Origin of the sequence: Candidatus Pantoea floridensis (genome assembly GCF_900215435.1) — a bacterium.
Taxonomy (GTDB): Bacteria; Pseudomonadota; Gammaproteobacteria; order Enterobacterales; family Enterobacteriaceae; genus Pantoea; species Pantoea floridensis.
Genome location: NZ_OCMY01000001.1, coordinates 3651008 through 3674641, shown reverse-complemented (window position 1 = coordinate 3674641; position 23634 = coordinate 3651008). Strand labels below are relative to the sequence as shown.

General features: G+C 54.2%; 22 protein-coding genes and 1 tRNA gene. 19 read left to right on the top strand and 4 right to left on the bottom strand.

Annotation, left to right across the window (positions count from 1 at the left end; all coding sequences use genetic code 11):
• Window positions 1–65 precede the first annotated feature (65 nt).
• The 10 genes from CRO19_RS17115 (at window position 66) to CRO19_RS17070 (ending at window position 10559) form a co-directional block, all read left to right on the top strand.
• Window positions 66–141, top strand: a tRNA-Asn gene (locus CRO19_RS17115).
• Between the two features lie 529 nt (window positions 142–670).
• Window positions 671–1804 (top strand): LLM class flavin-dependent oxidoreductase, encoded by a 1134-nt coding sequence (locus CRO19_RS17110; protein ID WP_097096908.1) that lies wholly within the window; start codon window positions 671–673, stop codon window positions 1802–1804.
• Complete coding sequence (locus CRO19_RS17105) at window positions 1801–2655, top strand: ABC transporter substrate-binding protein (protein ID WP_097096907.1); 855 nt, start codon at window positions 1801–1803, stop codon at window positions 2653–2655. Before CRO19_RS17110 ends, CRO19_RS17105 begins: the two co-directional genes overlap by 4 nt.
• A complete protein-coding gene (locus tag CRO19_RS17100; RefSeq protein WP_097096906.1) occupies window positions 2652–3602 on the top strand; it encodes an aliphatic sulfonate ABC transporter substrate-binding protein in 951 nt (316 codons plus the stop codon). Before CRO19_RS17105 ends, CRO19_RS17100 begins: the two co-directional genes overlap by 4 nt.
• Window positions 3603–3625: 23 nt before the next feature.
• On the top strand, window positions 3626–4675 hold the full coding sequence (locus tag CRO19_RS17095) for an LLM class flavin-dependent oxidoreductase (protein WP_097096905.1): 1050 nt from the start codon (window positions 3626–3628) through the stop codon (window positions 4673–4675).
• A gap of 314 nt (window positions 4676–4989) precedes the next feature.
• On the top strand, window positions 4990–6651 hold the full coding sequence (locus CRO19_RS17090) for an ABC transporter substrate-binding protein (RefSeq protein WP_097096904.1): 1662 nt from the start codon (window positions 4990–4992) through the stop codon (window positions 6649–6651).
• Between the two features lie 53 nt (window positions 6652–6704).
• Window positions 6705–7664, top strand: coding sequence for an ABC transporter permease (locus tag CRO19_RS17085; protein ID WP_097096903.1), 960 nt, complete (start codon window positions 6705–6707; stop codon window positions 7662–7664).
• Window positions 7664–8611 carry an oligopeptide ABC transporter permease gene (opp4C, locus tag CRO19_RS17080; protein WP_176519219.1) on the top strand — a complete coding sequence of 316 codons (948 nt, stop codon included), beginning with the start codon at window positions 7664–7666 and terminating at the stop codon, window positions 8609–8611. Before CRO19_RS17085 ends, opp4C begins: the two co-directional genes overlap by 1 nt.
• Entirely contained in the window at window positions 8608–9588 is a 981-nt protein-coding gene (locus tag CRO19_RS17075; protein WP_097096901.1) for an ABC transporter ATP-binding protein, read from the top strand. The genes opp4C and CRO19_RS17075 overlap by 4 nt, the downstream gene beginning before the upstream one ends.
• Window positions 9585–10559 carry an ABC transporter ATP-binding protein gene (locus CRO19_RS17070; protein WP_097096900.1) on the top strand — a complete coding sequence of 325 codons (975 nt, stop codon included), beginning with the start codon at window positions 9585–9587 and terminating at the stop codon, window positions 10557–10559. The genes CRO19_RS17075 and CRO19_RS17070 overlap by 4 nt, the downstream gene beginning before the upstream one ends.
• Window positions 10560–10905: 346 nt before the next feature.
• On the opposite strand, the gene CRO19_RS17065 is transcribed toward CRO19_RS17070, so the two are convergent.
• The 4 genes from CRO19_RS17065 to CRO19_RS17050 are packed head-to-tail and all read right to left on the bottom strand — an operon-like array spanning window position 10906 to window position 14777.
• Window positions 10906–11670: an ABC transporter permease gene (locus CRO19_RS17065; protein WP_097096899.1), complete on the bottom strand. Its 765-nt coding sequence runs from the start codon at window positions 11668–11670 to the stop codon at window positions 10906–10908.
• On the bottom strand, window positions 11663–12421 hold the full coding sequence (locus CRO19_RS17060; RefSeq protein WP_069729721.1) for an ABC transporter ATP-binding protein: 759 nt from the start codon (window positions 12419–12421) through the stop codon (window positions 11663–11665). The genes CRO19_RS17065 and CRO19_RS17060 overlap by 8 nt, the downstream gene beginning before the upstream one ends.
• Window positions 12418–13716 carry an acyl-CoA thioester hydrolase/BAAT C-terminal domain-containing protein gene (locus CRO19_RS17055; protein ID WP_097096898.1) on the bottom strand — a complete coding sequence of 433 codons (1299 nt, stop codon included), beginning with the start codon at window positions 13714–13716 and terminating at the stop codon, window positions 12418–12420. The genes CRO19_RS17060 and CRO19_RS17055 overlap by 4 nt, the downstream gene beginning before the upstream one ends.
• The gene (locus CRO19_RS17050) at window positions 13713–14777 is read right to left on the bottom strand and encodes an ABC transporter substrate-binding protein (RefSeq protein WP_097096897.1); all 1065 of its coding nucleotides are present in this window, start codon (window positions 14775–14777) and stop codon (window positions 13713–13715) included. The genes CRO19_RS17055 and CRO19_RS17050 overlap by 4 nt, the downstream gene beginning before the upstream one ends.
• 305 nt (window positions 14778–15082) lie before the next feature.
• Between CRO19_RS17050 and CRO19_RS17045 the strand changes: the two genes are divergently transcribed.
• Genes CRO19_RS17045 through ggt form a run of 9 tightly spaced genes read left to right on the top strand, consistent with a single transcriptional unit; the run spans window position 15083 to window position 23628 of the window.
• A complete protein-coding gene (locus CRO19_RS17045) occupies window positions 15083–15781 on the top strand; it encodes a GntR family transcriptional regulator (RefSeq protein WP_097096896.1) in 699 nt (232 codons plus the stop codon).
• Window positions 15778–16512: an ABC transporter ATP-binding protein gene (locus tag CRO19_RS17040; RefSeq protein WP_097096895.1), complete on the top strand. Its 735-nt coding sequence runs from the start codon at window positions 15778–15780 to the stop codon at window positions 16510–16512. Before CRO19_RS17045 ends, CRO19_RS17040 begins: the two co-directional genes overlap by 4 nt.
• 1 nt (window position 16513) lies before the next feature.
• Window positions 16514–17281, top strand: a complete 768-nt coding sequence (locus CRO19_RS17035) for an ABC transporter permease (protein WP_320204491.1) — start codon at window positions 16514–16516, stop codon at window positions 17279–17281.
• 26 nt (window positions 17282–17307) lie between these two features.
• A complete protein-coding gene (locus CRO19_RS17030) occupies window positions 17308–18285 on the top strand; it encodes an ABC transporter substrate-binding protein (RefSeq protein WP_097096893.1) in 978 nt (325 codons plus the stop codon).
• Window positions 18286–18300: 15 nt separating this feature from the next.
• Window positions 18301–19323: a zinc-binding dehydrogenase gene (locus tag CRO19_RS17025; protein WP_097096892.1), complete on the top strand. Its 1023-nt coding sequence runs from the start codon at window positions 18301–18303 to the stop codon at window positions 19321–19323.
• Window positions 19320–19730: a PaaI family thioesterase gene (locus CRO19_RS17020; protein WP_097096891.1), complete on the top strand. Its 411-nt coding sequence runs from the start codon at window positions 19320–19322 to the stop codon at window positions 19728–19730. Before CRO19_RS17025 ends, CRO19_RS17020 begins: the two co-directional genes overlap by 4 nt.
• Complete coding sequence (locus tag CRO19_RS17015) at window positions 19727–20497, top strand: VOC family protein (protein WP_097096890.1); 771 nt, start codon at window positions 19727–19729, stop codon at window positions 20495–20497. The genes CRO19_RS17020 and CRO19_RS17015 overlap by 4 nt, the downstream gene beginning before the upstream one ends.
• Complete coding sequence (locus tag CRO19_RS17010) at window positions 20490–22016, top strand: class I adenylate-forming enzyme family protein (protein ID WP_097096889.1); 1527 nt, start codon at window positions 20490–20492, stop codon at window positions 22014–22016. Before CRO19_RS17015 ends, CRO19_RS17010 begins: the two co-directional genes overlap by 8 nt.
• Entirely contained in the window at window positions 22006–23628 is a 1623-nt protein-coding gene (gene ggt / locus CRO19_RS17005) for a gamma-glutamyltransferase (protein ID WP_097096888.1), read from the top strand. The genes CRO19_RS17010 and ggt overlap by 11 nt, the downstream gene beginning before the upstream one ends.
• The last annotated feature ends 6 nt before the right edge of the window (window positions 23629–23634 follow it).

Here is a 23634-nt window from a genome sequence, read left to right as displayed (position 1 = left end):
TAAATACGTTTTAAGCTGTTGACACCTGACTGAGGCGCCATTAATATTCGCCTCGTTCACACGATTCCTCTGTAGTTCAGTCGGTAGAACGGCGGACTGTTAATCCGTATGTCACTGGTTCGAGTCCAGTCAGAGGAGCCAAATTCGAGAAGCCTGCTCAGGAAACTGAGCGGGCTTTTTTCTTTTCTGACATCTGTTCAAATGTTCCACAACAAATGTTCAATGACAGTCAACACCACAGAGAATAACTCACAGGGAAAGCAATCCGCGATGCGTCATCATTCTTTTATCAGACAAAGCACATTTCCTCTTTAATAAACTCTGATTGTGATGATGCCAGCCTGAAATGGGCAAGCGGGTAACTGATACCCACCCCGGACAACATTGCCTGACAAAAAAGCGCAATCAGTATCTCCTGCCAATGATATCGACCTGCTGATGCCTTATTTAACGCCGTAAAGCGTCAAAATATGACGTTAAAGCGAATCACTGTTAATAACGCATAAACAACGCCCTTTAGGGTCGCGTTTATTTTAACAACATTCACAACCCGGGTTGATAAATAACCTTAAGCCTGGATATGGATAAACTTTGCCATAATTAGTATTTCCCCTCGCAATAACCCTTTGTTATTCCTTTGGTTCCTGTTTGTATTGCTTTGAGAACCACCGTGGAAATTTATTGGTATCTGACCGCGCCAGACGGTCATCAACCCTGGGCCGCCTCCGGCAGCCGGCAGGTCAACTACGCCTATTTCCAGCAGGTCGCCCGCGCGGTAGATCATCTGGGTTTTACCGGCGCGCTGCTGGCGACCGGTGCACATGATCCCTGGATTCTGGGGGCGTCACTCATTCCCTATACCGAACGCATGAAATTCCTGATTGCTATCCAGCCGGGTCTGATCTCACCCACCCTGCTAGCCAAAATGGCCGTGACGTTTAACCAGTTTTCGAAAGGCCGGGTGCTTCTCAACGTGGTCAGCGGTGATAAAAATACGCTGGGCGCTTACGGCATGCACCTGGATCACGATGCCCGATATGATCTCAGTGACGAATTTTTGCAGGTATTACGTCCCTTGCTCAATCAGGAAAATGTCAGCTTCAAAGGGGAACACCTAGATATTGAGAACGCCAGGCTGGCATTGAGCAATGGCGGATATCCTCCGCCACCGCTGTGGTTTGGTGGCTCTTCTGAAGCGGCACAGGAAGTCGCGGCAAAGCACATCGACACCTATCTCTCCTGGGGCGAAACACCGCCGCAGGCCGCAGAGAAAATCGCCCAGGTGAGAGCCAGAGCCGATAAACACCTTCGCCAGTTACGCTACGGCATTCGTCTTTATGTGATCGTGCGCGAAACTGATGAACTTGCGTGGCAGGCAGTAGACGCACTTTATGCCTCAATGGACGACAGCGCCATTGCCGCCCGGCAGCATCTGGCCCGCGGGTCAGACTCCGTAGGTCAGTCCCGTATGAGTGCCCTGCACAATGACCAGAAACCCGCCGATCCGCGCGAGCTGGAGATCTACCCCGGACTGTGGGCGGGCATTGGCCTGGTGCGTCCCGGACCTGGCACCGCTATCGTCGGCAGTCCGGAAACGGTCGAACGCACCCTGCGAGCCTATCAGCAGGCGGGGGTTGAGGTGTTTATCCTATCCGGTTTCCCCTTGCTGGAGGAAGCCTATCGCTTTAGCGAACTGGTGATGCCACGACTGTCACTCACCACGCCGGATGACGCGGCAAAGAATACCTTTACCTGGGGAAATCTGTGGGATCGTCCGGTCAGAAGTGGAGATCCAGCACAATGAAAATCCGTCTGGGAAGCCATCCCAGTAATCTCTCGCTGTTTATTTTGCGCCATCGTGGTGTCATCGAACCTGCCGCCAGAGACCGAGGCTGGCAGCTGGAATGGTTCGACTATACCCAGGGCGCACGCAGCGGCGAGTGGCTGGCTGATGAACAGGTCGATGTGGTTGGCACCGGATCAACCCCGCCGATAAGTGCGCAGGCCACCGGGCTGGACGTCGCTTATCTCGCCAGCTCGCCGCCACGTAATAACAATTGCGCGTTGCTGACATTGCAAAGCAACGCTATCTCCTCGCTGCGTGCTAAGCGACTGACGGGCATGCCCGGTTCTTTCACCGATCATTTTCTGGCGCGTCTGCTGCAAAAACAGAACCTGCGCCGCACCGATGTCACACTGCTGGACCTGCAGGGGCAGGATGCCATGACTGCGTTACTCAATGGCGACATTGACGGCTGGCTGGCAATCGATCCCTGGCTGACTCGTGCGTTACAGATAAAGGATGTCGTTGCGCGCTCCGCCGTCGGCGATGAAATCATTAACCGTTCACTGTTCTGGACGCGTGCAGCCTGGCAGCAACGCTACCCCGAAGTAGCCGCCTGGATCGTGAAACAGTTGCGCGTAAATGATGCCTGGATTGAGCAGCATCCGGTAGGCGCCGCGCAGATTCTTGCCGACAAACTCAACCCGGCCATCCTGCCTGATGAGTGGCTGAAAACAATACGCGGGCGTCCCTGGGGTCTCACCCCTGCCAGTGACGCTCTGTTAGCCGAACAGCAGCAGCAGGCTGACGATCTTTTTGCCGTGGGTTTCATCCCGATGGCTTTATCCCTGAACGCCAGGAGACAGATATGACCCGCTGGATACCCCGTACCGCTGTTGCTGCACTGATACTGTGTGCCGGGATGGCGATGGCGACTGAACCGCTCACGCTGCGCATTGGTTTTCTGCGTGGCCCCACGGACTTAGCGCTGGCTAAAGAAAAAGGAACGCTGGAAAAAGCGCTGGCCGCGCATCAGGTGAACGTCGTCTGGTCGGGCCCGTTTGCGGCTGCCGCCCCTGCTTATGAAGCGTTAAATGCCGGTTCAATTGACATGACCACCGGCAGCTCCACAGCGTTTGTTACCGCCATCGCTGCGGGTTTGCCGTTGCGTTTTTTTGCTTATCAGGCCATGCCCGCCGAAGGTGAAGGGATTGTGGTACGCAATAGCAGTGATATCCATTCATTGCAGGATCTGCGCGGCAAAAAGGTGGCGGTGAATAAAGGCGGGACCGGCGAGTATCTGCTCTCACGCGCGCTGGATCGTGCCGGGATTCCGGAGCAGGAGGTGACCAAAGTTTATCTCAGCCCTTCCGACACCGGTACGGCATTTGTGGGGGGACATGTCGATGCCTGGGCGACATGGGACCCCTTCCTCTCTCTGGCCAGACAGAGTTATGACGCCCGCCAGCTGAGTACGGGTCAGCAGATTGGTTCGGAAAATGCAGCAGGTTATTTCGTCAGCGAGGCATTTTATCAGGCGAACCCCCAAGTGCTTAACTGGGTTTATGACGTATTGCAGCAAGAGAACCACTGGGCCAAAGCCCATCCGCTTGAGGCAGGTAAGATCTGGGCTTCACAAATGGGGCAGCAGGGAAGCACACTGGCGGCTCTGCTGGGCAGGGTCAACACCGTTCCCATCACGCCGGTCGATGACGCCGCGATAACCCATATCGGGCATATAGCCAACTGGTATCAGCAACAGGGTCTGATCGCCAGCCATCCGGATATTCGCCAGCATGTTGTCACGCTGACGCCTTAAAGCCCCGCTATGAGTAAAACAGAATGACGCAACCGGCTATCTCGCATATCTCGTTTCTGACACCGGGGAATTATCCTGATGACGCTCCACTTCAGGGTCTTGAACAGACGTTACAGCTGTTCGAACGCGGTGAACAGCTGGGTTTTAATGGTGCCTGGGTACGCCAGCGACATCTGGAACATGGCGTATCGTCAGCCAGCACCTTTCTCGCCGCCGCCACACAACGTACCCGCCAGATAGAACTGGGCAGCGCCGTGATTCAGATGGGTTATGAGAGTCCATTTCGTCTGGCCGAAGACCTGGCGACAGTGGATATTCTCGCCAGGGGACGGTTGAATGTCGGCCTGAGCGCAGGCGCGCCTAATCATCTTGAGTTAATCGGTCATTCTGTCTGGGGTGATGCCTGGCAGCAGCAGGATTTTTCTTACCAGCGCGTCCTGACTCTGCGCGATAACCTGAGTGGCCGCTTCTTCGGCGATGATAATACGGTCATTCTCTCACCCGGTAATACGCAACGCCCGCGTGTTCAGCCCTTTGCTGCCGGTCTGGTTGACAGATTGTGGTATGGCGGAGGATCACTTCGTTCGGCGCGCTGGGCTGGCAGCCACGGGTTTAATCTGCTCGCGGGTAATCTCACCTCCGGTGAAGAAACGGATGATTTTTACCAGGCACAGCGGGCGCAAATCCAGCTGTATCGTGAAAATCTTGCGGCTTCCGGTCGGCGTGCGGCGCGCATCGCCCTGGGACGCGTCATCATTCCCACCGACAGTGCGGATGCCACCACCCGCAGACATTATCAGCAGTTTGCCGCCAGCCGCTACCCACGCACTCTGGCACCCCAGAGCTCCCGACGCACCCTGTTCTCTCAGGATATCGTGGGCAGTGCGGAGCAGATTCTCGAACGGCTGTTTAACGATCCCGTCTTACGTCTGGTGAATGAGCTGAGAATCGAACTGCCTTATGAATTGCATTATGCGGAGTACAGCCAGATTATCAGCGATTTTGCGACGCTGATTGCGCCGGAGCTGGGCTGGACAGCACTGCCGCAAGTTTCGCACGTTGGGCGCGAATGAAATCCCGAAGAAAGTCAGCGGCAAATGTCCTTATCGCGGCATTCCGGCTTAACATGTAAAAAATAGCGCGGACGTCCAGATTCGTAACCGATCTTTTTATTGTGCCGTAACGTTGATCTGAGTCGCATTCTTGTAATAAAGAAAAGTATTCCCAAGCTTATCCATAAATAACATAAGGACATTTCGTTATTTGTTATAGCGTTTGATTGTTAGACACCGGATCAGGGGAAGATTAATTTTCAGTTTTTGTAAATGAACATTGCCATAATATTTTTGAGGGATCTCTTTTGGTCAGTTTAATAAACAAACAAAGCATGCAGTACAGACTTAAAATAGCACTCTTCAGCAGTCTGGCAGCTTTCAGCGCCATGACGTTTGCCGACGATGCCCTAAAAGAGGGTATCACCCCAGCCACCGATTCCAGCCAGATTCCGGCAGCGGCGAAATTGCGCAAAGACACGGTGGTGGCGGGCATTTCTGAACCTCAGGGGATTTTTAACCCTTACTTTTTTGTCAACGGCTGGGATGAAAATGTCACCAACGTCATTTTTTCACGCCTGATTGACTGGGACAGCCACGGCAATCTGGTGCCGGGTCTGGCGCAAAGCTGGACGGTAAGCCCGGATAACAAAGTCTATACTATTAAGCTTCGCCCCGATCTGACGTTCAGCGATGGCTCCCCACTCACCGCCAAAGACGTTGCCTTTACCCTTACCGTCCTCTACGACCCGAAATATGATGGTGACACCGACATCACCCTCGCGAATATTGCCGGGGGCGCGGAATATAAAGCAGGTAAAGCCGACAGCGTCAGTGGCCTGAAAGTCATCGATCCCCTCACACTCCAGATCACCACCACACAACCTGGCGCAACCACACTGGCAAAAATTGGCGGGCCGGTGCTGTCGGAAGCTTATTACGGCAAAGGCTATCAGCGTGGCAATCTTGACTATCTGCGCACACTGCATGGCAAACCGCTGGGCAATGGCCCCTATGTCTATGACAAATACATCCCCGGGCAGGAAATTCGTTTTCATGCCAATAGCCACTTTTATCGTGGCACACCGCCAACGCCTCGTTTTATTTATCGCGTCACTAACCCCTCAACCAATTTCCAGTTGTTCCAGACCGGTGAAACGGATTACGACGCCTTTACTTCACGACCGGATGATATTGAACAGCTGAAACTGCTCGGCTTTGCCAATATCAATCTCTACGGGTCCAGTGATTACAGTAAAGTCGAGTTCAACGTTCGCCGCCCGGCGTTGCAGGACGCGAAGGTGCGTCAGGCGCTGATATATGGGCTGGATCGTCAGAAGCTAATCGATGTGGTGTACCAGGGGTATGGCAAGGTTGCCATCGAACCTATCGCGCCCATCTCCTGGGCATATAACCCGGATGGCGTGAATCCCTACAAATACGATCCGGCACAGGCGAAAAAATTGCTTGATGAGGCGGGCTGGAAACCCGGTTCCGATGGTATTCGCGTAAAGGACGGCAAACGTCTTGAACTGACCTTACTGGCAAGTAAAAAAGTGCTGAACGACGCGCTCATCCCGATCGCCAAAGAGGACTGGCAACAAATTGGCGTGCTACTGAAACCCCAGGTGGTGGACTTCAATGCGCTGATGGCCCAGCGCAAAGCGGGCAATTACGACCTGGCGTCCTTTAGTACCAGCACGTTAAACGATCCGCATGACGGGGTATGGGATTACTACAGCACCGAGGCTAAGGAGTCCGGTTATAAAAATCCTCAGGTGGATAAGCTGATCAATGAAGGCAATGCGGTGCTGGATGTGGCACAGCGCAAACCGATTTACCACCAGCTGTACAAAGTGCTGGCAGATGACCCGCCGGTGATCCTGCTCGGTTATCGCCAGATCCTCTCCGCCAGCAGCGCCCGCGTGACCGGCTTTAAACCGGATATCTATAACGGCCTGACCGGCAGTCTGCCAGACGTCAGAATCGTTAAGTAACCTTGCCCACTGTTCAGCCGTCAGGACTTCCTGACGGCTGATATGAGAATACCATGAGAAATTTTATCCTGAGGCGGCTGCTGAACACCCTGCCCATGCTGCTGTTTGCCTCTTTTATCATCTTTATGTTGTTTGCAAAGACACCCGGTGACTTTATTGATGGCAACGTGACGCTGACAGCCGCGCGCGCGGCTGAGCTGAAGGCGATTTACGGCCTTGATCAGCCGCTGCTCACCCGCTATCTGCACTGGCTCGGCCAGCTGTTACGGGGTGATTTGGGTTTCTCACTGCAATACCAGATTCCTGTCACTCAGTTGCTCAATCAATACGTCTGGAATTCCTTCCTGCTCGCCAGTGTCGCACTGGTGTTTTACTGGGGAATTGGCCTTGCCGCCGGTATCGCGTCGGCAATCAAACCCAACTCGTGGTTCGATCATCTGGTCAGCGTGCTGGTGTTTGCCGCAATGTCTTTTCCGACCTTTTTTCTCTGCCTGCTGTTAATCAAATGGTTCGCGGTAGACCTGCACTGGTTGCCGGTCGGCGGCATGACCAACACCGGCAGTGATGACAGCGGCTGGGCCTATATTGTGCAGGTGGGGGCCCACCTGATGCTGCCGGTGCTGGCACTGGTGATGTTGCAGGCGGGCAGCCTGACGCGCTATTTTCGCGCCAGCATGCTCGACGTCATCAAAATGGATTTCATCCGCACTGCTCGGGCAAAAGGTTTACGCGAACGCACGGTGATCATGAAACATGCGTTACGCAATGCGCTGCTGCCGATCATTACCCTGCTCGGCTTTGAGCTGCCGGGATTGTTCTCGGGTGCCCTCATCACCGAAAAAGTCTTCAACTGGCCGGGTGCAGGACACATCCACATCGATTCGCTCGCTGCCCGTGACTATCCGGTGCTGATGGGTTTCACGCTGTTTCTGGCGGTATTAACTATCCTCGGCAATCTTCTGGCCGACGTGCTTTACGCGTGGGCTGACCCGCGTATTCGGGTGAGTTCATGATGATCAGTTCACTTTTTTCCACGCAACGCCGCCTGCGCAAAGCGGTAATCCCGGCACTGGCCCAGGCCACGTCCTCACCGTGGCGTCAGGCATGGCAGGCATTACGGCGTAATCCTCTGGCGATGGTGTGCCTGGTTTTACTGGTTGTCATGGCGATCTGGTGCGTGCTGGGGCCAATCTGGTCGCCGTGGCAGGATGACGCCACGGATGCCCTGATGATCAACAAACCGCCAGGGGCACAGCACTGGCTGGGAACCGATTTCCTGGGGCGGGATGTCTACACCCGTTTGCTCCTTGCCGGGCGCATTTCGCTGACCATTGGCCTGCTGACGATGTTGCTATCGGTGGCGCTGGGGTATCTGCTCGGTGCCGTATCGGGCTACGCGGGTGGCCTGACCGACAAGCTGATTATGCGTCTGGCCGATCTGGTCATGACCATTCCCAGTCTGCCGCTGCTGATTGTCGCCGGCGCCATGCTGTCGGAGCTCGATTTTTCAGCGGATGCGCGCATCTATATGGTGGTCATCATGCTGAGCCTGCTAGAGTGGCCTAAACTGGCGCGGCTGGTGCGCGGGCAAATCCTTTCGCTGCGCGAGCGTGATTTTATGCTGGCAACGCAGGTACTGGGCCTGTCATCACGTCGCCGCCTGTTTGGTCATCTGCTGCCCAATACCATCCCGATTCTGGTGGTCATGGCGACGATGGCTGTGGCGAACGCCATTCTGAGCGAGTCGGCGCTGAGCTATCTCGGTCTTGGCGTCGTCCCGCCGACCCCCTCCTGGGGCAATATGATGGATGCCGCCAATAGCCTGATCGACTTCCAGCGTCGCCCGTGGCTGTGGATGCCACCGGGCATCGCCATCTTTATCACCGTGGTTGCTATCAACGTACTGGGCGACGGCTTGCGTGATGCGCTCGATCCCCGCATGAAACGGAGCCAGAAATGAGCCAGCCACTGATCACCTTCGAACAGTTATCCGTCTCCTTTGCCGCCGAACAGGGGCGTGTGCAGGCCGTGCAGGAGGTCTCCTTTACTATTCATGCCGGACAGACCTTGGGTATTGTCGGCGAATCCGGCTGTGGCAAAAGCGTTACCGCCATGTCGCTGATGGGACTGTTGCCGCCGCAGGCCGCACGTATTGACGGCGGAGCCATCCGCTTCCAGGGGCAGGATCTGCTTACACTCAATCCAGCCAGGATGGCCGACCTGCGAGGCAACCAGCTGGCGATGATTTTTCAGGAACCAATGAGCGCCCTCAATCCGGTGCTGACCATTGGCGAGCAGCTGTGTGAGCCATTGATTCGCCATCGTGGGGAGTCGCCTAAAGCCGCCTGGCAGCAGGCGATCGCGCTGATTAGCCGCGTCGGGCTGGCGCGCGCGGAGAGTCTGATGACCAGCTACCCGCACCAGCTTTCCGGCGGCATGCTGCAACGCATCATGATTGCGATGGCACTCAGCTGCCAGCCGAAACTGCTGATTGCTGACGAGCCAACCACCGCGCTGGACGTCACCGTTCAGGCCCAGATTCTGTGTCTGCTGCGCGATCAGGCCCGTGCCAGCCAGATGGCGCTGATGCTGATCACCCATGATCTGGGCGTCATTGCCCGGATGGCGGAGCAGGTAGTCGTGATGTATGCCGGGCGGGTTGTTGAATACGGCCCCACCGCAGAGGTACTGCGTAATCCGCTGCATCCCTATACCCAGGGGCTGATCGCCTCCCGACCGGTTCCCGGCGAGCGGCGACGTCGGCTCTACTCCATCCCCGGCCAGGTGCCGGACCTTACCGCGCTGCCCGCATTCTGCGCTTTTTTTGACCGCTGCGATCGCGCCAGTGAAATCTGCCGGGCAGGCATACCACCGCTGGTGGGTACAACACGGCAGGCCGCCTGTTTTCACCGGGAAAAAGTGGAATCTTTCGCATGAGTTCTGAATACATAATTGAAGTGGACGCGCTGAAGAAGCACTTCCCGATACGCGATGGCCTGTTTGGTCAGGAAACCGGGCAGCTTCGTGCCGTTGACGGTGTCAGCTTTCGCATCCGCCCGGGTACCATCTTCGGTCTTGTCGGCGAATCCGGCAGCGGCAAAACTACCGTAGGCCGCACAGTGCTGGGGTTACATGATAAAACCGCTGGCACGATTAAGTACCGGGGGCAGGACCTGTCGACGCTGACGGCGCGGGAAATGCAGTCACTGCGGCCCAGAATCCAGCTGGTGTTTCAGGATCCCTACAGCTCCCTCAATCCGCGTATGCGTATCGGCGATGCCATTGGTGAGGCGCTACTGGCGCATAAACTCTGCACCCGAGCGGAGTTGTACGACAGGGTGATCGCGGTGATGAAGATATGTGGGCTGGCTCCACAGCATTACCCGCGTTTCCCGCACGAATTCTCGGGGGGACAACGCCAGCGCATTGGCATTGCACGGGCACTGATTCTCAACCCGGACTTTATTATCGCCGATGAGCCAATTTCAGCGCTGGATGTCTCCATTCAGGCGCAGATCATCAACCTGTTTTCCGATCTGCGCGATGACCATGGCGTCACCTTCCTGTTTATTTCGCACGATCTCGGCGTGGTGGAACATCTTTGCGATGACGTGGCTGTGATGTATCTCGGGCAACTGGTGGAGACCGCCAGCCGCGACGCCCTGTTTAGTCAGCCGCTGCATCCCTACACACAGGCGCTACTGGCCGCCGTACCGACGCTCGACCCACAACATGAACCCATCGCGGTGATTAACGGGGAGATTCCGGATCCGTCACGGCCTCCCTCCGGCTGCCGCTTCTCGTCACGCTGCCCGCAGGCAGAAGCGCAGTGCCATGCGACGGTGCCGGAATTACGTGAAGTGTCGCCAGGGCACCGGGTGGCGTGTCATTTTATTCAGTTTAACTAAGATTAAGCCTCACCAGACATCGCAAAGAGATGGCAATGGCGGTCACTTAATCTCAGTGATATCCGATCCCCAGCTTTGATCACGCTGTCACCCGGCAGGCGTCGCGTCAGCAGTTCTTTGATGCCGGGGATCTGATGATATGACAAGATTTCGTGGCTGGTTTTATACACCAACGCCGCATCAAAAGTCAGGTAGTACAGCTTTTCATTGGTCAGAATGAGATGTTCAGGTCAAAACCTATTTCAGAAAATCGACAACCCAAATTAAATTTTAAATGAATTTTCATAATCTTCACCATGTAATTAAACACATTTGAATGCATCTTTTAAACACCCCCAAATTTAGATTAACGCTTTGATGATACCTCCCAAAAAACAACCTTACGCTGCAGTATTTTTACAAAATGAGCACCACATATGCCTATTACCGCCAATAGCAACACACCAGAAAACATCGTTGAAAGGCTCATATTGACGGAGCTGGAGGCAATTAAATATCCCAAACCCTGTTGAGCTGACAAAAACTCGGCAACAACGGCTCCAATTAACGCCAGTGAAACACCAATCTGTAATCCAGAAAATATTTCACTGGCAGCCGATGGAAGTTTCACATGAATCAATAAGTAAACTTTCGAAGCTGAAAATGCCCGACAGGTATCTAACAATTCATTATCCGTGCGACGAATGCCATTTACGGTATTAACGAACAACGGGAAAAAACACACGAGAGTGACCAAGACTACTTTGGAGGCGATGCCAAAACCGCACCACACCAGAATAATGGGACCTAATGCGACTTTGGGCATCGCCTGCAAGGCGACCAGCAGCGGATAAACAAATCGTTCAAAGGTAGTGGATTCAGCCAGAACGATGCCGAGAGCGATAGCCAACAGACTTCCAAAGGTATAACCCAAGGCAATTTCACTTAATGTTGCAGCAATATGCGGCCAGATACTGGCATCCGCGAACCCCTGATAAAGGGCTAAGAACACCGCAGCTGGGCCGGGCAGAAGATAATCAGGAATAGCAAAAAGCCGTACCGAAAAGTCCCACAGCAGTAGCAGCACCGCCAAACTGATGGTCGGGCAAAGAAATGGCATAATCTTACGCATGAGTAAAATAGCTCCTCAAATGCTGGCATAACTGCATAAAGTCCCGGTCGGCAAGCGTTTCAAGCGTTCGCGGACGCGGCAACGGAATGATTAAATCTTCAACCAGCGTGCCAGGCCGTGGCGACATCACCAGCACGCGGTCGGCAAGAAACACCGCTTCCTGAATACTGTGGGTGATGAACAGCACGGATTTGCGCTGCTGTTCCCAGATACGCTGTAACTCCAGCATTAACGTTTCTCTTGAGAGCGCATCCAGTGCCGCAAAGGGTTCATCCATCAGCAATAGCTGCGGGTCATGTAACAGCATTCGTGCAATACCCACTCGCTGTTGCATTCCACCGGAGAGCTCAAAAGGATAGTTCGCTGCAAATTCCGCCAAGCCCACCAATTCCAGCATGTGGTAGGCTCGCAAGCGCGCTGGCGCGATAGCCAGACCCAGTGTACGCGCCGGTAGCAGTACATTTTCTAGCACCGTTTTCCATGGCAACAGATTAGGCTTCTGGAAGACCACGCCGGTCTGTTTGCCTGGACCTGACAGGGGATGGCCGCCAAGGGTTATCTCCCCACCACTGGCGGGTAATAATCCCGCCGCAAGTTTGAGTAAGGTCGATTTGCCGCAGCCAGAAGGACCTAGAATGGCCACAAACTCCCCTTCCCGCACGGATAAATTCACGTTCGACAATGCTTGGATCGTGCCGCGACGTGTCGGATATGTAAGTTCAATATCCCGAAGTTGCAGTGCCTCAATCATGACTGAGCCGATGTTGCAGCAGCTAAAAATACCAGTACCCGCTCCCAACTACGTTGGTTGGCTCGTGCATTTTCCAGCGCGGTGCCACCGCCATCAATGACAACGCCGGCCACCGGATGCACACGCGCGATGTCAGTCGTCGGAACACCAGGAAAGCCAATGGCGTGGCCCGCACCGTTATTCTCCACATGTTCCACAGGCCAGCGATGCCGATGAGCCCGCAGCGTTTCTTCAATGCGACGGCAATAATCACGAGAAGGCCAAAACCCGTCATCGCTGCCAGAGATGAGCAGCACCGGTCCGGCAATACGCTCAACAGGTATGCGTGCAGCTGTCAGGCTGGCAGCGTGTTGCTCAACGGCCACGAATGCAGGCGCCTGGCGGATAGGTGCACCGGGCTCCGGTGGATGATCAAAAGCATGCCAATCCGCTGCGGGGTTTTCCTGCCAGATGTTGCGTAAAGGTTGCCCCTGATAGGTCCAGGCGACGGCATCTCTTGGCTCGTCTGGGCGTCCAGCACGTAATGTGCCGTGCACTACAGCACTCGGCACATAACCCATCACCGCTGAAACCAGATCGGGATAAGTTGCACCTAACAGCAGCGCCAGCTCACCGCCTCGTGAGTGCCCTGCCACCGCGATAAAGTCAGCTCGCGGCTGTAATGCTTGCCGTGCCCAAATTAGCGCCTGCTCAAAATACTCAAGCGGCGTTTCGGATATGTAATCAGGTCTGCCTGGCGCTTTGAAATATCCCAGTGCCAGTGATTGATAACCCTGCGCCGCAAACAGCGCCGCACGGGATTCAGGCATACCGCCGCCAGAACCATTAAGCACAATGACCAAGGGGAAAGGCCCGGTGCCTGGGGGTGTGAACAGCGTGCCAGACAATCCTTGCTCGCGGACTTCGCGTCGGACAACGCCGTCCGCGAGAATACGCTGCGTCAGTGTTGCCGTAGCGACCTCATCTTTCGCATCATGCAGCTGCAATTTCAATTCGCGCGGCGCCAGACTTTCACTTGAACTGGGATCGGTAGGTCCAGATTGCTTTCGCAACGCCCAAATGAATGCTCCCGGTTCCGCTAGCGACCAGTCCCCCTCAATCGGTGCTGCCGTGTCGAGATTTAACACCCCCGATCCATCGATATCAAAGCGAGCAACACTTTGCCAAATGCTGCCATCAGCATGCACAAAGTCAGTGGTCAGCGTGGCGACGCCTTCAGCCAGACCCACTGCATGAATCTGGCGTGGTCGATCAATCAAATCGTCGGGGTGGTCGATGAATAATTGAGCGCTCATTTGGCCTCCTCGGCGCGTTTTTTCAGGGCTTGCTTATCAAAGTCATTAAAAGCGGCGACAAACTGGTTCGAGAAGATGCGATCGACGGGTACGTCAGCGCTGGGGAACTCACCGGCCTGGGCCATGGCGGTGATAGAAGAACGGATCACTTTCAGATCGTATTCACCTGGTGTCCGGCGCGAGCCGTCTTCCCTATAAAGCGTGCGATGCAGGCGGCGTGAAAGAAGCGTGGTTGCATCAGCAAGTGCTTTGGCATCGGCATTTGCCGGCTTGCTTTCCGGGTTCTGCCGCCAAAACGCCTGCACGCAATAGGTTGGATTGATTTCACACACATAGTGCGCTTCGGTATAGGCACGGCCGAAGCGGCGGATGAGATCCGGATTATCTTTAAAGGTATCCTCATGGGCGATAAAGCCATTGCCGGCACTTTCCTGAAACACGTCAGGGTAAGCGATACGTCGAATCGGTGTTCCCGACAATTCCAGAATATCGTCCCAGCTACTGTTAAAATTCAGTGCATCGACCCGCTTATTCCGTAAGGCAACAAATCCTGATCCCAGCGCTCCTACGGCGACGAACTTGACATTTTTACCGGGTTGAAATCCTGCCACCTTAAGCGCGGCTCTGCTGTTAGGAATCGTGCCCCACGTCAGTGCGCCTACACCAATATTTTTATCTTTGAGGTCAGATAGCGTTTTAATGGGTGAGTCGGCTAAAACCGCATATTCCATGGTTTGTGATGGCGTGCCGTTATAAAAAAAACGTAACGGAAGAGGATTTTTGCCGCTGAAATAGCTGGATATCACCGGCTCTGAAACAGGAAAACCAAAAGTCACGCGCTTGCTGGCAACTTGAGGTAATAAAGCGCCAGCACCCTGGAACACCACCAGATTTACCGCCAGATTCTGTTGCTTAAACAGTCCCAATTCCTGTGCTGCCGCGTAAGGTGCGCCATCATGTACGGCTAAGGGTATAGCCAGCGCAACCGTTACATTATCAACCGCTTTAGCCGGAACAACACCTGCACATAAAAGCGAAAATAAAACCCACTGCAGTCGCATCTTTTATTTCCTGGGTAATGAGTATTGGTCACCAGGGTAAAGGAGTGATTTTGAATCAAGAACAAATAACTTTATCTATTTATGTGCATTTCCTGGATGAAGTGGGATGCCCAGAATAATTAAAGCGAATTTATTCAGTAAAATGCTAAGTGTCTATGTGTGAGCAGCCCACACTATGCATTTTTATAGATTAGATTACTGATTTAATTATTAGGAAATGACAATATGTTTAATTAAGAATGCGCTAATTCATCTCTTCAACCTCGCCCTGTGAGCAGCTCACAAGGGCATACTGAGAGGCCAGCGTGACTGATTTTTTATCTCTAAGTGATAAGGCATACCATACGATTCGCCGCGATATATTGACCTGCCGCTTGCTGCCGGGATCGCTGGTGACTGAATCTGAATTGATGGAGCGCTATCACACCGGTAAAAGCACGATACGTCTGGCGTTGGCCCGGCTAAGCCATGAAAAACTCGTCATTTCCCGGCCGCGCAAGGGCTATCGCATTGCACCGGTTTCTGTGCAAGACGTAGAAGAGGTCTTCACGGTGCGCGCCGCGCTCGAACCCCTTGCAGCACGCCTTGCTGTGGGGAAAGTGGATATTGAATTGCTCAAATCGCTGGAGGCGCAGTGCCGCGTTGAAGTGGCTGCTCCGCTCTCTACGCGCATCGATGTTTTTATGAATGCTAATAAACGCTTTCACCTCACCATCGTGGAAGCAACGGGCAATCAACACCTGATTAATACCTTGTCAGGGCTGATGGATGAAATGTCGCGCCTGGTGGCGCTGGGATTTAATGTTCAGCGAATTAAACCCGAAATTAAACATGACCATAACGCCATGATTGAGGCGTTTATAGAAGGTGATGCAAAACGCGTTGAAACTATTGCACGCCGACATATTGAAACTTTCCAGGCGATGACGCTGGAAAAAATATATGCCACCCTGAGCAAGAAAGGCACCTTATTACCTGTGTTGCCGCGGGAGATATTTGAATGAGCGCGGCCATAAAGTTAAAGGATGTCAGTAAATCCTTCGCCCATCAGCCTGTACTGGAAAAAATCTCATTAAGCATTCAAAACGGAGAGATTGTCGCTCTGCTTGGTGCCTCTGGAGGTGGAAAAAGCACGTTGCTCAATCTCATTTCCGGTCTGCTTGATGCCGATGATGGCGACATTCTTATTCAGGGAACAGCAGCGAAGCATTTTCAGCAATGGCAACAGGTAGCCTACTTGTTTCAGGAGGACAGACTGCTACCCTGGCGCTCAGTCCAACAGAACGTGCATTTTGGCCTGGAAAATAGCGCACTGAGCAAATCTGAGAAGCAGCAACGCGTCAGTGATGCTTTAAAGCTGGTGGGACTCGCAGATTATGCCCAGCACTGGCCTCATCAATTGTCTGGCGGCATGCGCAGCCGTGTTGCGCTGGCGCGCAGCCTGGTGGTGCAGCCGCAAATCATGCTGATGGATGAGCCTTTTTCACGTCTTGATCCTCAAACGCGCAGTACATTACACAACGAACTCTTACGCATCCAGGCGCTAACGGCGATGACCATTATTATCGTGACGCATGATGTTGAAGAAGCCGTTGTATTAGCCGATCGGGTCGTTGTGCTGAAGCCGCACCCAGGTCGTATTCACTCGCAAACGGCATTGTCCTTACCGCGACCGCGCATTGCCACTCTCCCTGACGTCAATGAACAGATTCGTTTGCTCAGGCTGGAGGTGTGAAATGACCTTACTTTCACGCACGCTCAGTCTGCTCATCCAACGTCTGGTCCTGATGGGTATTTTTCTGCTGGCATGGTGGCAAGGTTCGCAGCACCTGCCGACGTTTATTTTACCCAGCCCTGGTGCGACCTGGCAGGCTCTGCTTGGGTTGTGGCATACCGGCACCTTATTTCATGACATTGGCGTAACGCTGGGGCGTGTGGTGTCAGGTTTTGCGCTGGCCGCATTTATCGGCACGCTTTGCGGCTTGGTGCTCGGTGCCAATCCGCGTGTCGCACGATTCTGTGAACCGCTGCTGGCAGTCCTCAATACGGTCTCTTCAGCCATCTGGGCCATTTTTGCCATCATCTGGTTTGGCATATCAGACGCCACCACGGTGTTCGTGGTGTTTATGACAGCGATGCCGCTGATTTTAACCAACGTCTGGCAGGGCGCGCTGAATGTGGAAACCCAGTTTGTGGAGCTGGCACGCAGTTTCCGCATGAGCCGCAGACAACTGCTGTCAAAAATTTATTTTCCTTCAATTTTGCCCTACTTCTTCTCCGGTGCGCGTCTGGCGTTTGGTTTCGGCTGGCGCGTGTCTCTGGTGGCTGAAACGCTCGGTTCATCGGATGGGATCGGTTACCGCCTGCGCCAGGCCGGCGACCTGGTGCAAACCAGCCAGGTTTTCGCCTGGACACTACTACTCGTCGCACTGATGTTGTTGCTGGAAGGTGGTCTGTTGAAGCCACTGGAGCGACACATTTTCCGCTGGAAAAAACGCATATAACTCATTCTTTTCATCAGAGGTATGTCATGAAAAAGCTGCTTGTCTTGTTCACGCTGCTGGCCACGCTGTTACCGCAGCTTAGCTTTGCCAACACAAAAATTCGTATCGGATACTGGACCTCGGGCGTCAGCCTCGGTTACGGCGCAGTGCTTGAAAACCAGGCTTTTCTTAAGAAGCGCGGGATCGATGCAGAGTTCGTGCATTTCCCGGATGTAAACGCACCGTTAAAGGCATTAGCTTCGGGATCGATTGATTTAGCATTCGGCGCACCGGTTGCTGGCGTATTTAGCATGGCATCAGAAGGTGTGCCGGTCAAAATCATTGCCGCTACCCAGCCCGCCGACGTGGCCTTTGTTGTGCCGCAAGGTTCGCCCATTACCTCGCTAGCTCAGTTGAAAGGTAAAAAAATAGGCATGTCTCCGGCAGGCTCATCGGTGGCGGTAATTGGCACCACTCTGTTACAGGAAAATGCCGGCATCACGGCCAATGACTTTGCCTTGATTGGTGGCAACGAGTCCCGCCTCGCGCAGTTCTTGTCGCAAAAACAAATTGATGCCGCAGCCCTGCGTACGCTGACCGTTCAGCAACTTCCAGAGCTGAAATTGCGCGTCATCGCGACCTATGCCGACGAATGGAAAAAGCTTACCCATAGCGATGCGCTGCCGTATATCGGCGTCGGCACCGCACGCAGCGAGCTGATCGCACAGCACCCTGAAGCCGTTGCCCAGGTTATTGCCGCCTTGCGTGACACGCTGGCGTGGGGCCGCACCCATCCCGATCAGGTCGTGAAAATTCTTCAGACTCAAGCAAATCTGCCGGAAGACCAGGCCCGTGCCTATGTCGGCCTGTGGGATCGCATGAACCAGATGTCATTTGAAACAGCCGACATTGACACGCTGAAGCGTGAGCATGCGGTACTGCTCAGTAGCGGCGCAGTCAAAGGTGCATTGAACAATCAGCTGTTTGATAACCGCCCTTACCTTCAATCCAAAACCCTGAACTAAACCGGAGTACAACTCATGAAAGCGCTGGTATTAAACCAACACGGCGACCTTGACCAATTGCAGATTGATCCTGACAAGCCCCAGCCACTTGTCCAGGCGGGCCACGTGGTGGTGCAGGTTCACTCTTCCTCTTTCAACTATCACGATGTGTTCACCGTTCAGGGCATGCCGGGCATCAAGATTCCGTTGCCGGTTGTGCCAGGGCTGGATTTAGCCGGCACCATCGCCAGCGTGGGTGATGATGTCGCTGACTGGGCCATCGGCGATCGCGTGTTGGTGAATCCACTGAAACCCGGCGTCGGTTTGATGGGCGAGATGATTGATGGCGGCATGGCCGAGTATGCGCTGGTTGAGGCCAGCCAGCTGATAGCCATCCCTGAAAAGGTGAGCTTCGAACATGCGGCGGCCCTGCCCGTGGCCTATGGCACGGCGCACCGTATGCTAATAACCCACAATACCGTGAAAACGGGTGACAAGGTGCTGATCTTAGGCGCCAGCGGCGGTGTTGGCACGGCCTGTGTAGTGCTGGCGAAACACCTTGGTGCGGAAGTGATTGCCTGTGCGGGCAGTGATGAAAAAGCCACAGCGCTGAAAGCTTTAGGTGCCGACCATGTGGTGAATTATCGCGAGCAGGACTTCTCGCGCTGGGCGATCGAAAAATATGGAAAACCGCAGCGCCGCACGCATGAAGGGGGCGTTGATGTGGTGGTTAACTTTACCGGTGGAGAAACCTGGCGCCCCTCGCTGAAGTGCCTGAAACGCGGCGGTACGCTACTGGTATGTGGTGCAACTGCGGGTTACGACCCAAAAGAAGATTTACGTTATGTCTGGAGTTTTGAGCTGAATATCAAAGGCTCAAACAGTTTCTATAAGGAAGATTTAACCGCGCTGCTGCACATGGTTGCCAACGGCCAGATTACACCATTAATCGATCGCGTTTTACCTCTTGAACAAGCCGCTGAAGGGTTACGTCTGATTCGCGATCGTGAAGTGCTCGGCAAAGTCATTGTTAATCCCTCATCAGGAGCTCAGTCATGAATGCACATGAAGTCGAACAAAAACTGCTGCAAGGCCCCTATCATCAATGGCTTGGATTGAAAGTATTCAACGTAGCGGAAGGGGAAATTACGCTACAGGTTCCGTTTCGCGCTGAGTTTGTGGTCAATCCTGCGGGTGGCTACATTCATGGTGGAATTCTGGCGACGCTGATTGACCTTGCAGCTGACTGGGCGTTGGTTGCCTGGACACAAAAAGGCGTGCCAACGCTGAATCTGCACGTGGATTACCATCGCCCTGCACGCGGTGATCTTACGGTAAGCGCCAAAGTCATCAAACACGGCAAACTCGCCTCCAGTGCGGAAGCCTGGATCCATGATGCGGAAGGTCGACTGGTCGCAAGCGGACGGGGTCTTTACGCCACGCCGGTCACACAGGGGGTAGCATGATCCTGCCATTGGATCATTTAGTGATTAATAGCCATTTTGCGCTGGATGACAGCGCAAAGCTGTTTGCAGACCTGGGCTTCCACTTAACCCCGCGCGGATATCACAGCCTGGGGTCGATTAATCATTTGATCATGTTTGAGCATCATTATCTGGAGCTGATTGGTCTGCCAGATCAGCGCGAACCCTTGCGACGCGAACTCCTGGAGAGCCCGGTCGGTATTGATGGATTAGTGTTTGCCACGACAGATGCCGCCCAAACTGAAAATACGCTACGTCAGTCAGGATTCGCCGTACAACCGGTACAACACTTCTCACGAGAGGTCGGCAGCGCTCAGGCCAGTGCCGAAGCACGCTTCAGCACGATGCGCCTGCAAGCCGGTAGCTTTAGCGCAGGTCGTGTTTACTTTTGTCAGCACCATACCCCTGAGTGGGTCTGGCGTGACGAATGGCTTCAGTCGGGCAGAATAAAGTCGCTGATTGTGGTCGCAAAAGAGGTTGTCGCTACCGCACAGCAATACGCGCGTCTTGGGCAAACCGATCTTTTACACGTCATCAGTCCAGCAGAATGGCACCAAGAATACGGTGTGCTGCTGCCGTCGGCGACTGAACGTGAAAGCTGGTTTGCTGCCATACAGATTTCGGGGCGAGACCTGACACTGGTATCACAAGTGGCAGCAGCGATTGGCCTTCCGCATGAGCAGCGTACAGGACAACTTCGTGTTGCGATTCCGGCTCTGCAAATGGTGCTGGAGTTTACCGATGACTAACAAGACATTTTTAGACTGGCCAGAAAACCTCGGCGTGTTTCACGCTAGCCTGTGTGAAAGCGATCGGATCGCGTTTCTGATGCCGCAGGATGAGCGACAAAATACCATCACATTCCGCACGTTAAATACCCGTGCAGATGCCATCGGACTTGGCTTGCAACAGTACGGGTGGCCAGCAGGGAGCCGCGTTGCGCTTCTGGCACGGAACTCGATTGAGTATATTGCTTGCCTGCTGGGCATCATGCGCGCGGGTCTGGTGGCGGTACCGATTAATTTTCGTTTTCCGGTTAGCACGATTGAACGCATTCTCACTGACAGCGGCAGCGAACTGCTGCTGGGTGACAGCGATCAACTTGCACGCGTCAGTACGGATTTGCCACAGGTAGCTTTTGGCAGCGCGCTGACTACGCTGGGACGTAACGGTGAATTCACCGCTTGGCTTCCCAAAGCCGATGATCTGGCTTTAATGCTCTATACTTCGGGTTCTACCGGCATGCCGAAAGGCGTTCGTTTAACCCACGCCAGTCACCGTTGGGTAGTACAAACCCGGTTGACCGCGCAGGAACTGACGGGCGAGAAAGTGCTGATTGCGGCGCCCTTCTATCATATGAATGCCCTTGCGCTGGCGTTATTAACGCTCGCCAGCCATGTCACCACCGTCCTGCTGCCGCAATTTGAAGCCCGAGCCTATTTACAAGCGGTTGATCGCTACCGATGCAGTTGGCTGACGGCCGTCCCCCCCATGCTGGCGATGATGTTGCAGGAAACAGCATTGTTAGCCTCAGTCGATCTCTCCTGCGTAAGGGTGATTCGCATGGGTTCAGCACCCGTCAGCGATAGCCTCTACAAGGCACTGCGTCAGTGGTTACCACAAGCGCGCATTATCAATGCCTATGGCACCACCGAGGCTGGACCGGTGGTCTTCAGTTCGCATCCTGATGGTTTGCCAACGCCGCCGGGGTCTCCGGGTTATCCTCATCCCGCCGTTAGCGTGAGACTGCAGAGCAGAAAGGATAAACCCGCACAAGAAGGCGTATTAGAGATGAAAAGCCCAGCGCTGATGCTGGGATATCATCAACGGCCTGATGTCTCCCCTCCTTTAACATCTGACGGTTGGTACATCACAGGGGATGTTTTCCGCCGTGATGAGCAGGGGTTTTACTGGTTTGTCGGTCGCCATGATGACATGTTTGTCAGTGGTGGCGAAAACATCTGGCCTGGTGAGGTGGAAAAGTTGCTCGAAAGCCATCCGCAGGTACAACAAGCCTGTGTCGTACCGGTGACAGATGATATCAAAGGGCAAAAACCGGTTGCGTGGGTCATTCCACGCGCGGGTGAGCAACTGGATCCCCAAGCGCTTAAAGCATGGGCTTTAGCGCATGGACCCGCCTATCAGCATCCGCGTCATATCTGGCTGACCGACGATTTCCCCCTTGCCGGAACCAATAAAGTGGACCGACGGGCATTGCAACTCACCGCTGAAGAGCGTGTGCATCAGAGGAAAGAGCATGGCTTTTAACTGGGAAAACCCCTATCTGACCGCACGCACGCCTGTTTTTGCGCGCAACGTGGTTTCGACTTCGCATCCGCTGGCTGCCCAGGCAGGCAACCGAGTCCTGCTGGAGGGCGGTAATGCGGTAGATGCTGCTATCGCGACAGCAGCTACCTTAACCATCGTCGAGCCTGTATCTAATGGATTGGGCAGCGATGCCTTTGCGCTTGTCTGGGCAGACGGGCAATTGCACGGTCTCAACGCGTCCGGCCCTGCCCCTGCCGCGTGGGATCTCAACTATTTCCGTCAACGTTATGGTGACAATGCCAGCGGACACGCTAATAGACCCGAACGCGGTTGGGACTCCGTTACTATACCGGGGGCCGTCGCCGGCTGGGATGCACTGCATCGCCGATTTGGCAAATTGCCCTTCTCCCGTTTAATGCAAAGCGCATTAGAGATCGCCGAGCGTGGCGTCACGGTCGCACCCATGGTGGCCAAGAAATGGCGGGCAGCCGTCCCGATTCTGGCGGAGCAGCCAGGTTTTGCAGACGCTTTTATGCCAAATGGCCGTGCGCCCCAAGTAGGGGAAGCGTTTCGTTTTTCTGCGGCGGCGAAAACGTTGGGCATTCTTGCTGACCAAGGCGCACGAGCCTTCTATGAGGGAGAATTAGCCGAAAAAATTGTGAAGTGGGCACAAAAAACCGGCGGCAACCTGACATTAGAAGATTTACGTCGCTATCAGCCAGAATGGGTAACGCCGGTCAGCCAGTCTTATCGTGGCTATGAGATGCATGAAATCCCACCCAATGGACAGGGTATTGCCGCACTGATTGCGCTGGGCATTTTGGAAAACTTTGACCTTGCCAGCCTGCGGCTGGACAGCGTTGATAGCCAGCACTTACAAATCGAGGCCATGAAGCTGGCCTTTGCAGATGTCTACCGTTATGTGGCTGACCCAACATCAATGGAAGTCACGCCGGAGCAGATGCTGGATCCCACCTATCTTAAACAGAGGGCTGCCCAGATTGATATTTCTCGCGCCAGCTTACCCGTGGCGGGGATCCCGCGCAGCGGTGGTACCGTTTATCTGACCACCGCAGATGAGAGCGGCATGATGGTGTCCTTTATTCAGTCTAACTATATGGGCTTTGGTTCAGGCGTGGTGGTGCCGGAATATGGCATCAGCTTACAAAACCGGGGGGCAGGTTTTTCTAGCGATCCTAAATCAGCCAATGTGCTAGCGCCGGGTAAACGCCCTTTCCATACCATCATTCCGGCGTTCCTCACGCAAAATGGTCAGCCACAGATGAGTTTCGGCGTAATGGGCGGGGATATGCAGCCACAGGGGCATGTGCAAACGGTGGTTCGCATGCTTGATTATCAGCAACAACCGCAAGCTGCCTGCGATGCTCCACGCTGGAAAGTGAATCGCGATTTCACACTGGACCTGGAAAACCGTTTTGACACTGATGTGACACAGCAACTAAAGGATCGCGGACATCAGTTGAAATCCATTTACGATCCCTACATGGATTTCGGTGCCGGGCAGTTTATCTGGCGACTTTCAGAGAGTCCTGACCACGGCTATGTCGCGGCCAGCGACAGCCGACGTGATGGGCAAGCGCTAGGATTTTAAGGTCAG

Bases quoted from the DNA above. Each gene is read 5' to 3' on its own strand.
- CRO19_RS17105 (WP_097096907.1), top strand. From the start codon at position 1,801: ATGAAAATCCGTCTGGGAAGCCATCCCAGTAATCTCTCGCTGTTTATT.
- CRO19_RS17100 (WP_097096906.1), top strand. From the start codon at position 2,652: ATGACCCGCTGGATACCCCGTACCGCTGTTGCTGCACTGATACTGTGT.
- CRO19_RS17095 (WP_097096905.1), top strand. From the start codon at position 3,626: ATGACGCAACCGGCTATCTCGCATATCTCGTTTCTGACACCGGGGAAT.
- CRO19_RS17090 (WP_097096904.1), top strand. From the start codon at position 4,990: ATGCAGTACAGACTTAAAATAGCACTCTTCAGCAGTCTGGCAGCTTTC.
- CRO19_RS17085 (WP_097096903.1), top strand. From the start codon at position 6,705: ATGAGAAATTTTATCCTGAGGCGGCTGCTGAACACCCTGCCCATGCTG.
- opp4C (WP_176519219.1), top strand. From the start codon at position 7,664: ATGATCAGTTCACTTTTTTCCACGCAACGCCGCCTGCGCAAAGCGGTA.
- CRO19_RS17075 (WP_097096901.1), top strand. From the start codon at position 8,608: ATGAGCCAGCCACTGATCACCTTCGAACAGTTATCCGTCTCCTTTGCC.
- CRO19_RS17070 (WP_097096900.1), top strand. From the start codon at position 9,585: ATGAGTTCTGAATACATAATTGAAGTGGACGCGCTGAAGAAGCACTTC.
- CRO19_RS17065 (WP_097096899.1), bottom strand. From the start codon at position 11,670: ATGCGTAAGATTATGCCATTTCTTTGCCCGACCATCAGTTTGGCGGTG.
- CRO19_RS17060 (WP_069729721.1), bottom strand. From the start codon at position 12,421: ATGATTGAGGCACTGCAACTTCGGGATATTGAACTTACATATCCGACA.
- CRO19_RS17055 (WP_097096898.1), bottom strand. From the start codon at position 13,716: ATGAGCGCTCAATTATTCATCGACCACCCCGACGATTTGATTGATCGA.
- CRO19_RS17050 (WP_097096897.1), bottom strand. From the start codon at position 14,777: ATGCGACTGCAGTGGGTTTTATTTTCGCTTTTATGTGCAGGTGTTGTT.
- CRO19_RS17040 (WP_097096895.1), top strand. From the start codon at position 15,778: ATGAGCGCGGCCATAAAGTTAAAGGATGTCAGTAAATCCTTCGCCCAT.
- CRO19_RS17035 (WP_320204491.1), top strand. From the start codon at position 16,514: ATGACCTTACTTTCACGCACGCTCAGTCTGCTCATCCAACGTCTGGTC.
- CRO19_RS17030 (WP_097096893.1), top strand. From the start codon at position 17,308: ATGAAAAAGCTGCTTGTCTTGTTCACGCTGCTGGCCACGCTGTTACCG.
- CRO19_RS17025 (WP_097096892.1), top strand. From the start codon at position 18,301: ATGAAAGCGCTGGTATTAAACCAACACGGCGACCTTGACCAATTGCAG.
- CRO19_RS17020 (WP_097096891.1), top strand. From the start codon at position 19,320: ATGAATGCACATGAAGTCGAACAAAAACTGCTGCAAGGCCCCTATCAT.
- CRO19_RS17015 (WP_097096890.1), top strand. From the start codon at position 19,727: ATGATCCTGCCATTGGATCATTTAGTGATTAATAGCCATTTTGCGCTG.
- CRO19_RS17010 (WP_097096889.1), top strand. From the start codon at position 20,490: ATGACTAACAAGACATTTTTAGACTGGCCAGAAAACCTCGGCGTGTTT.
- ggt (WP_097096888.1), top strand. From the start codon at position 22,006: ATGGCTTTTAACTGGGAAAACCCCTATCTGACCGCACGCACGCCTGTT.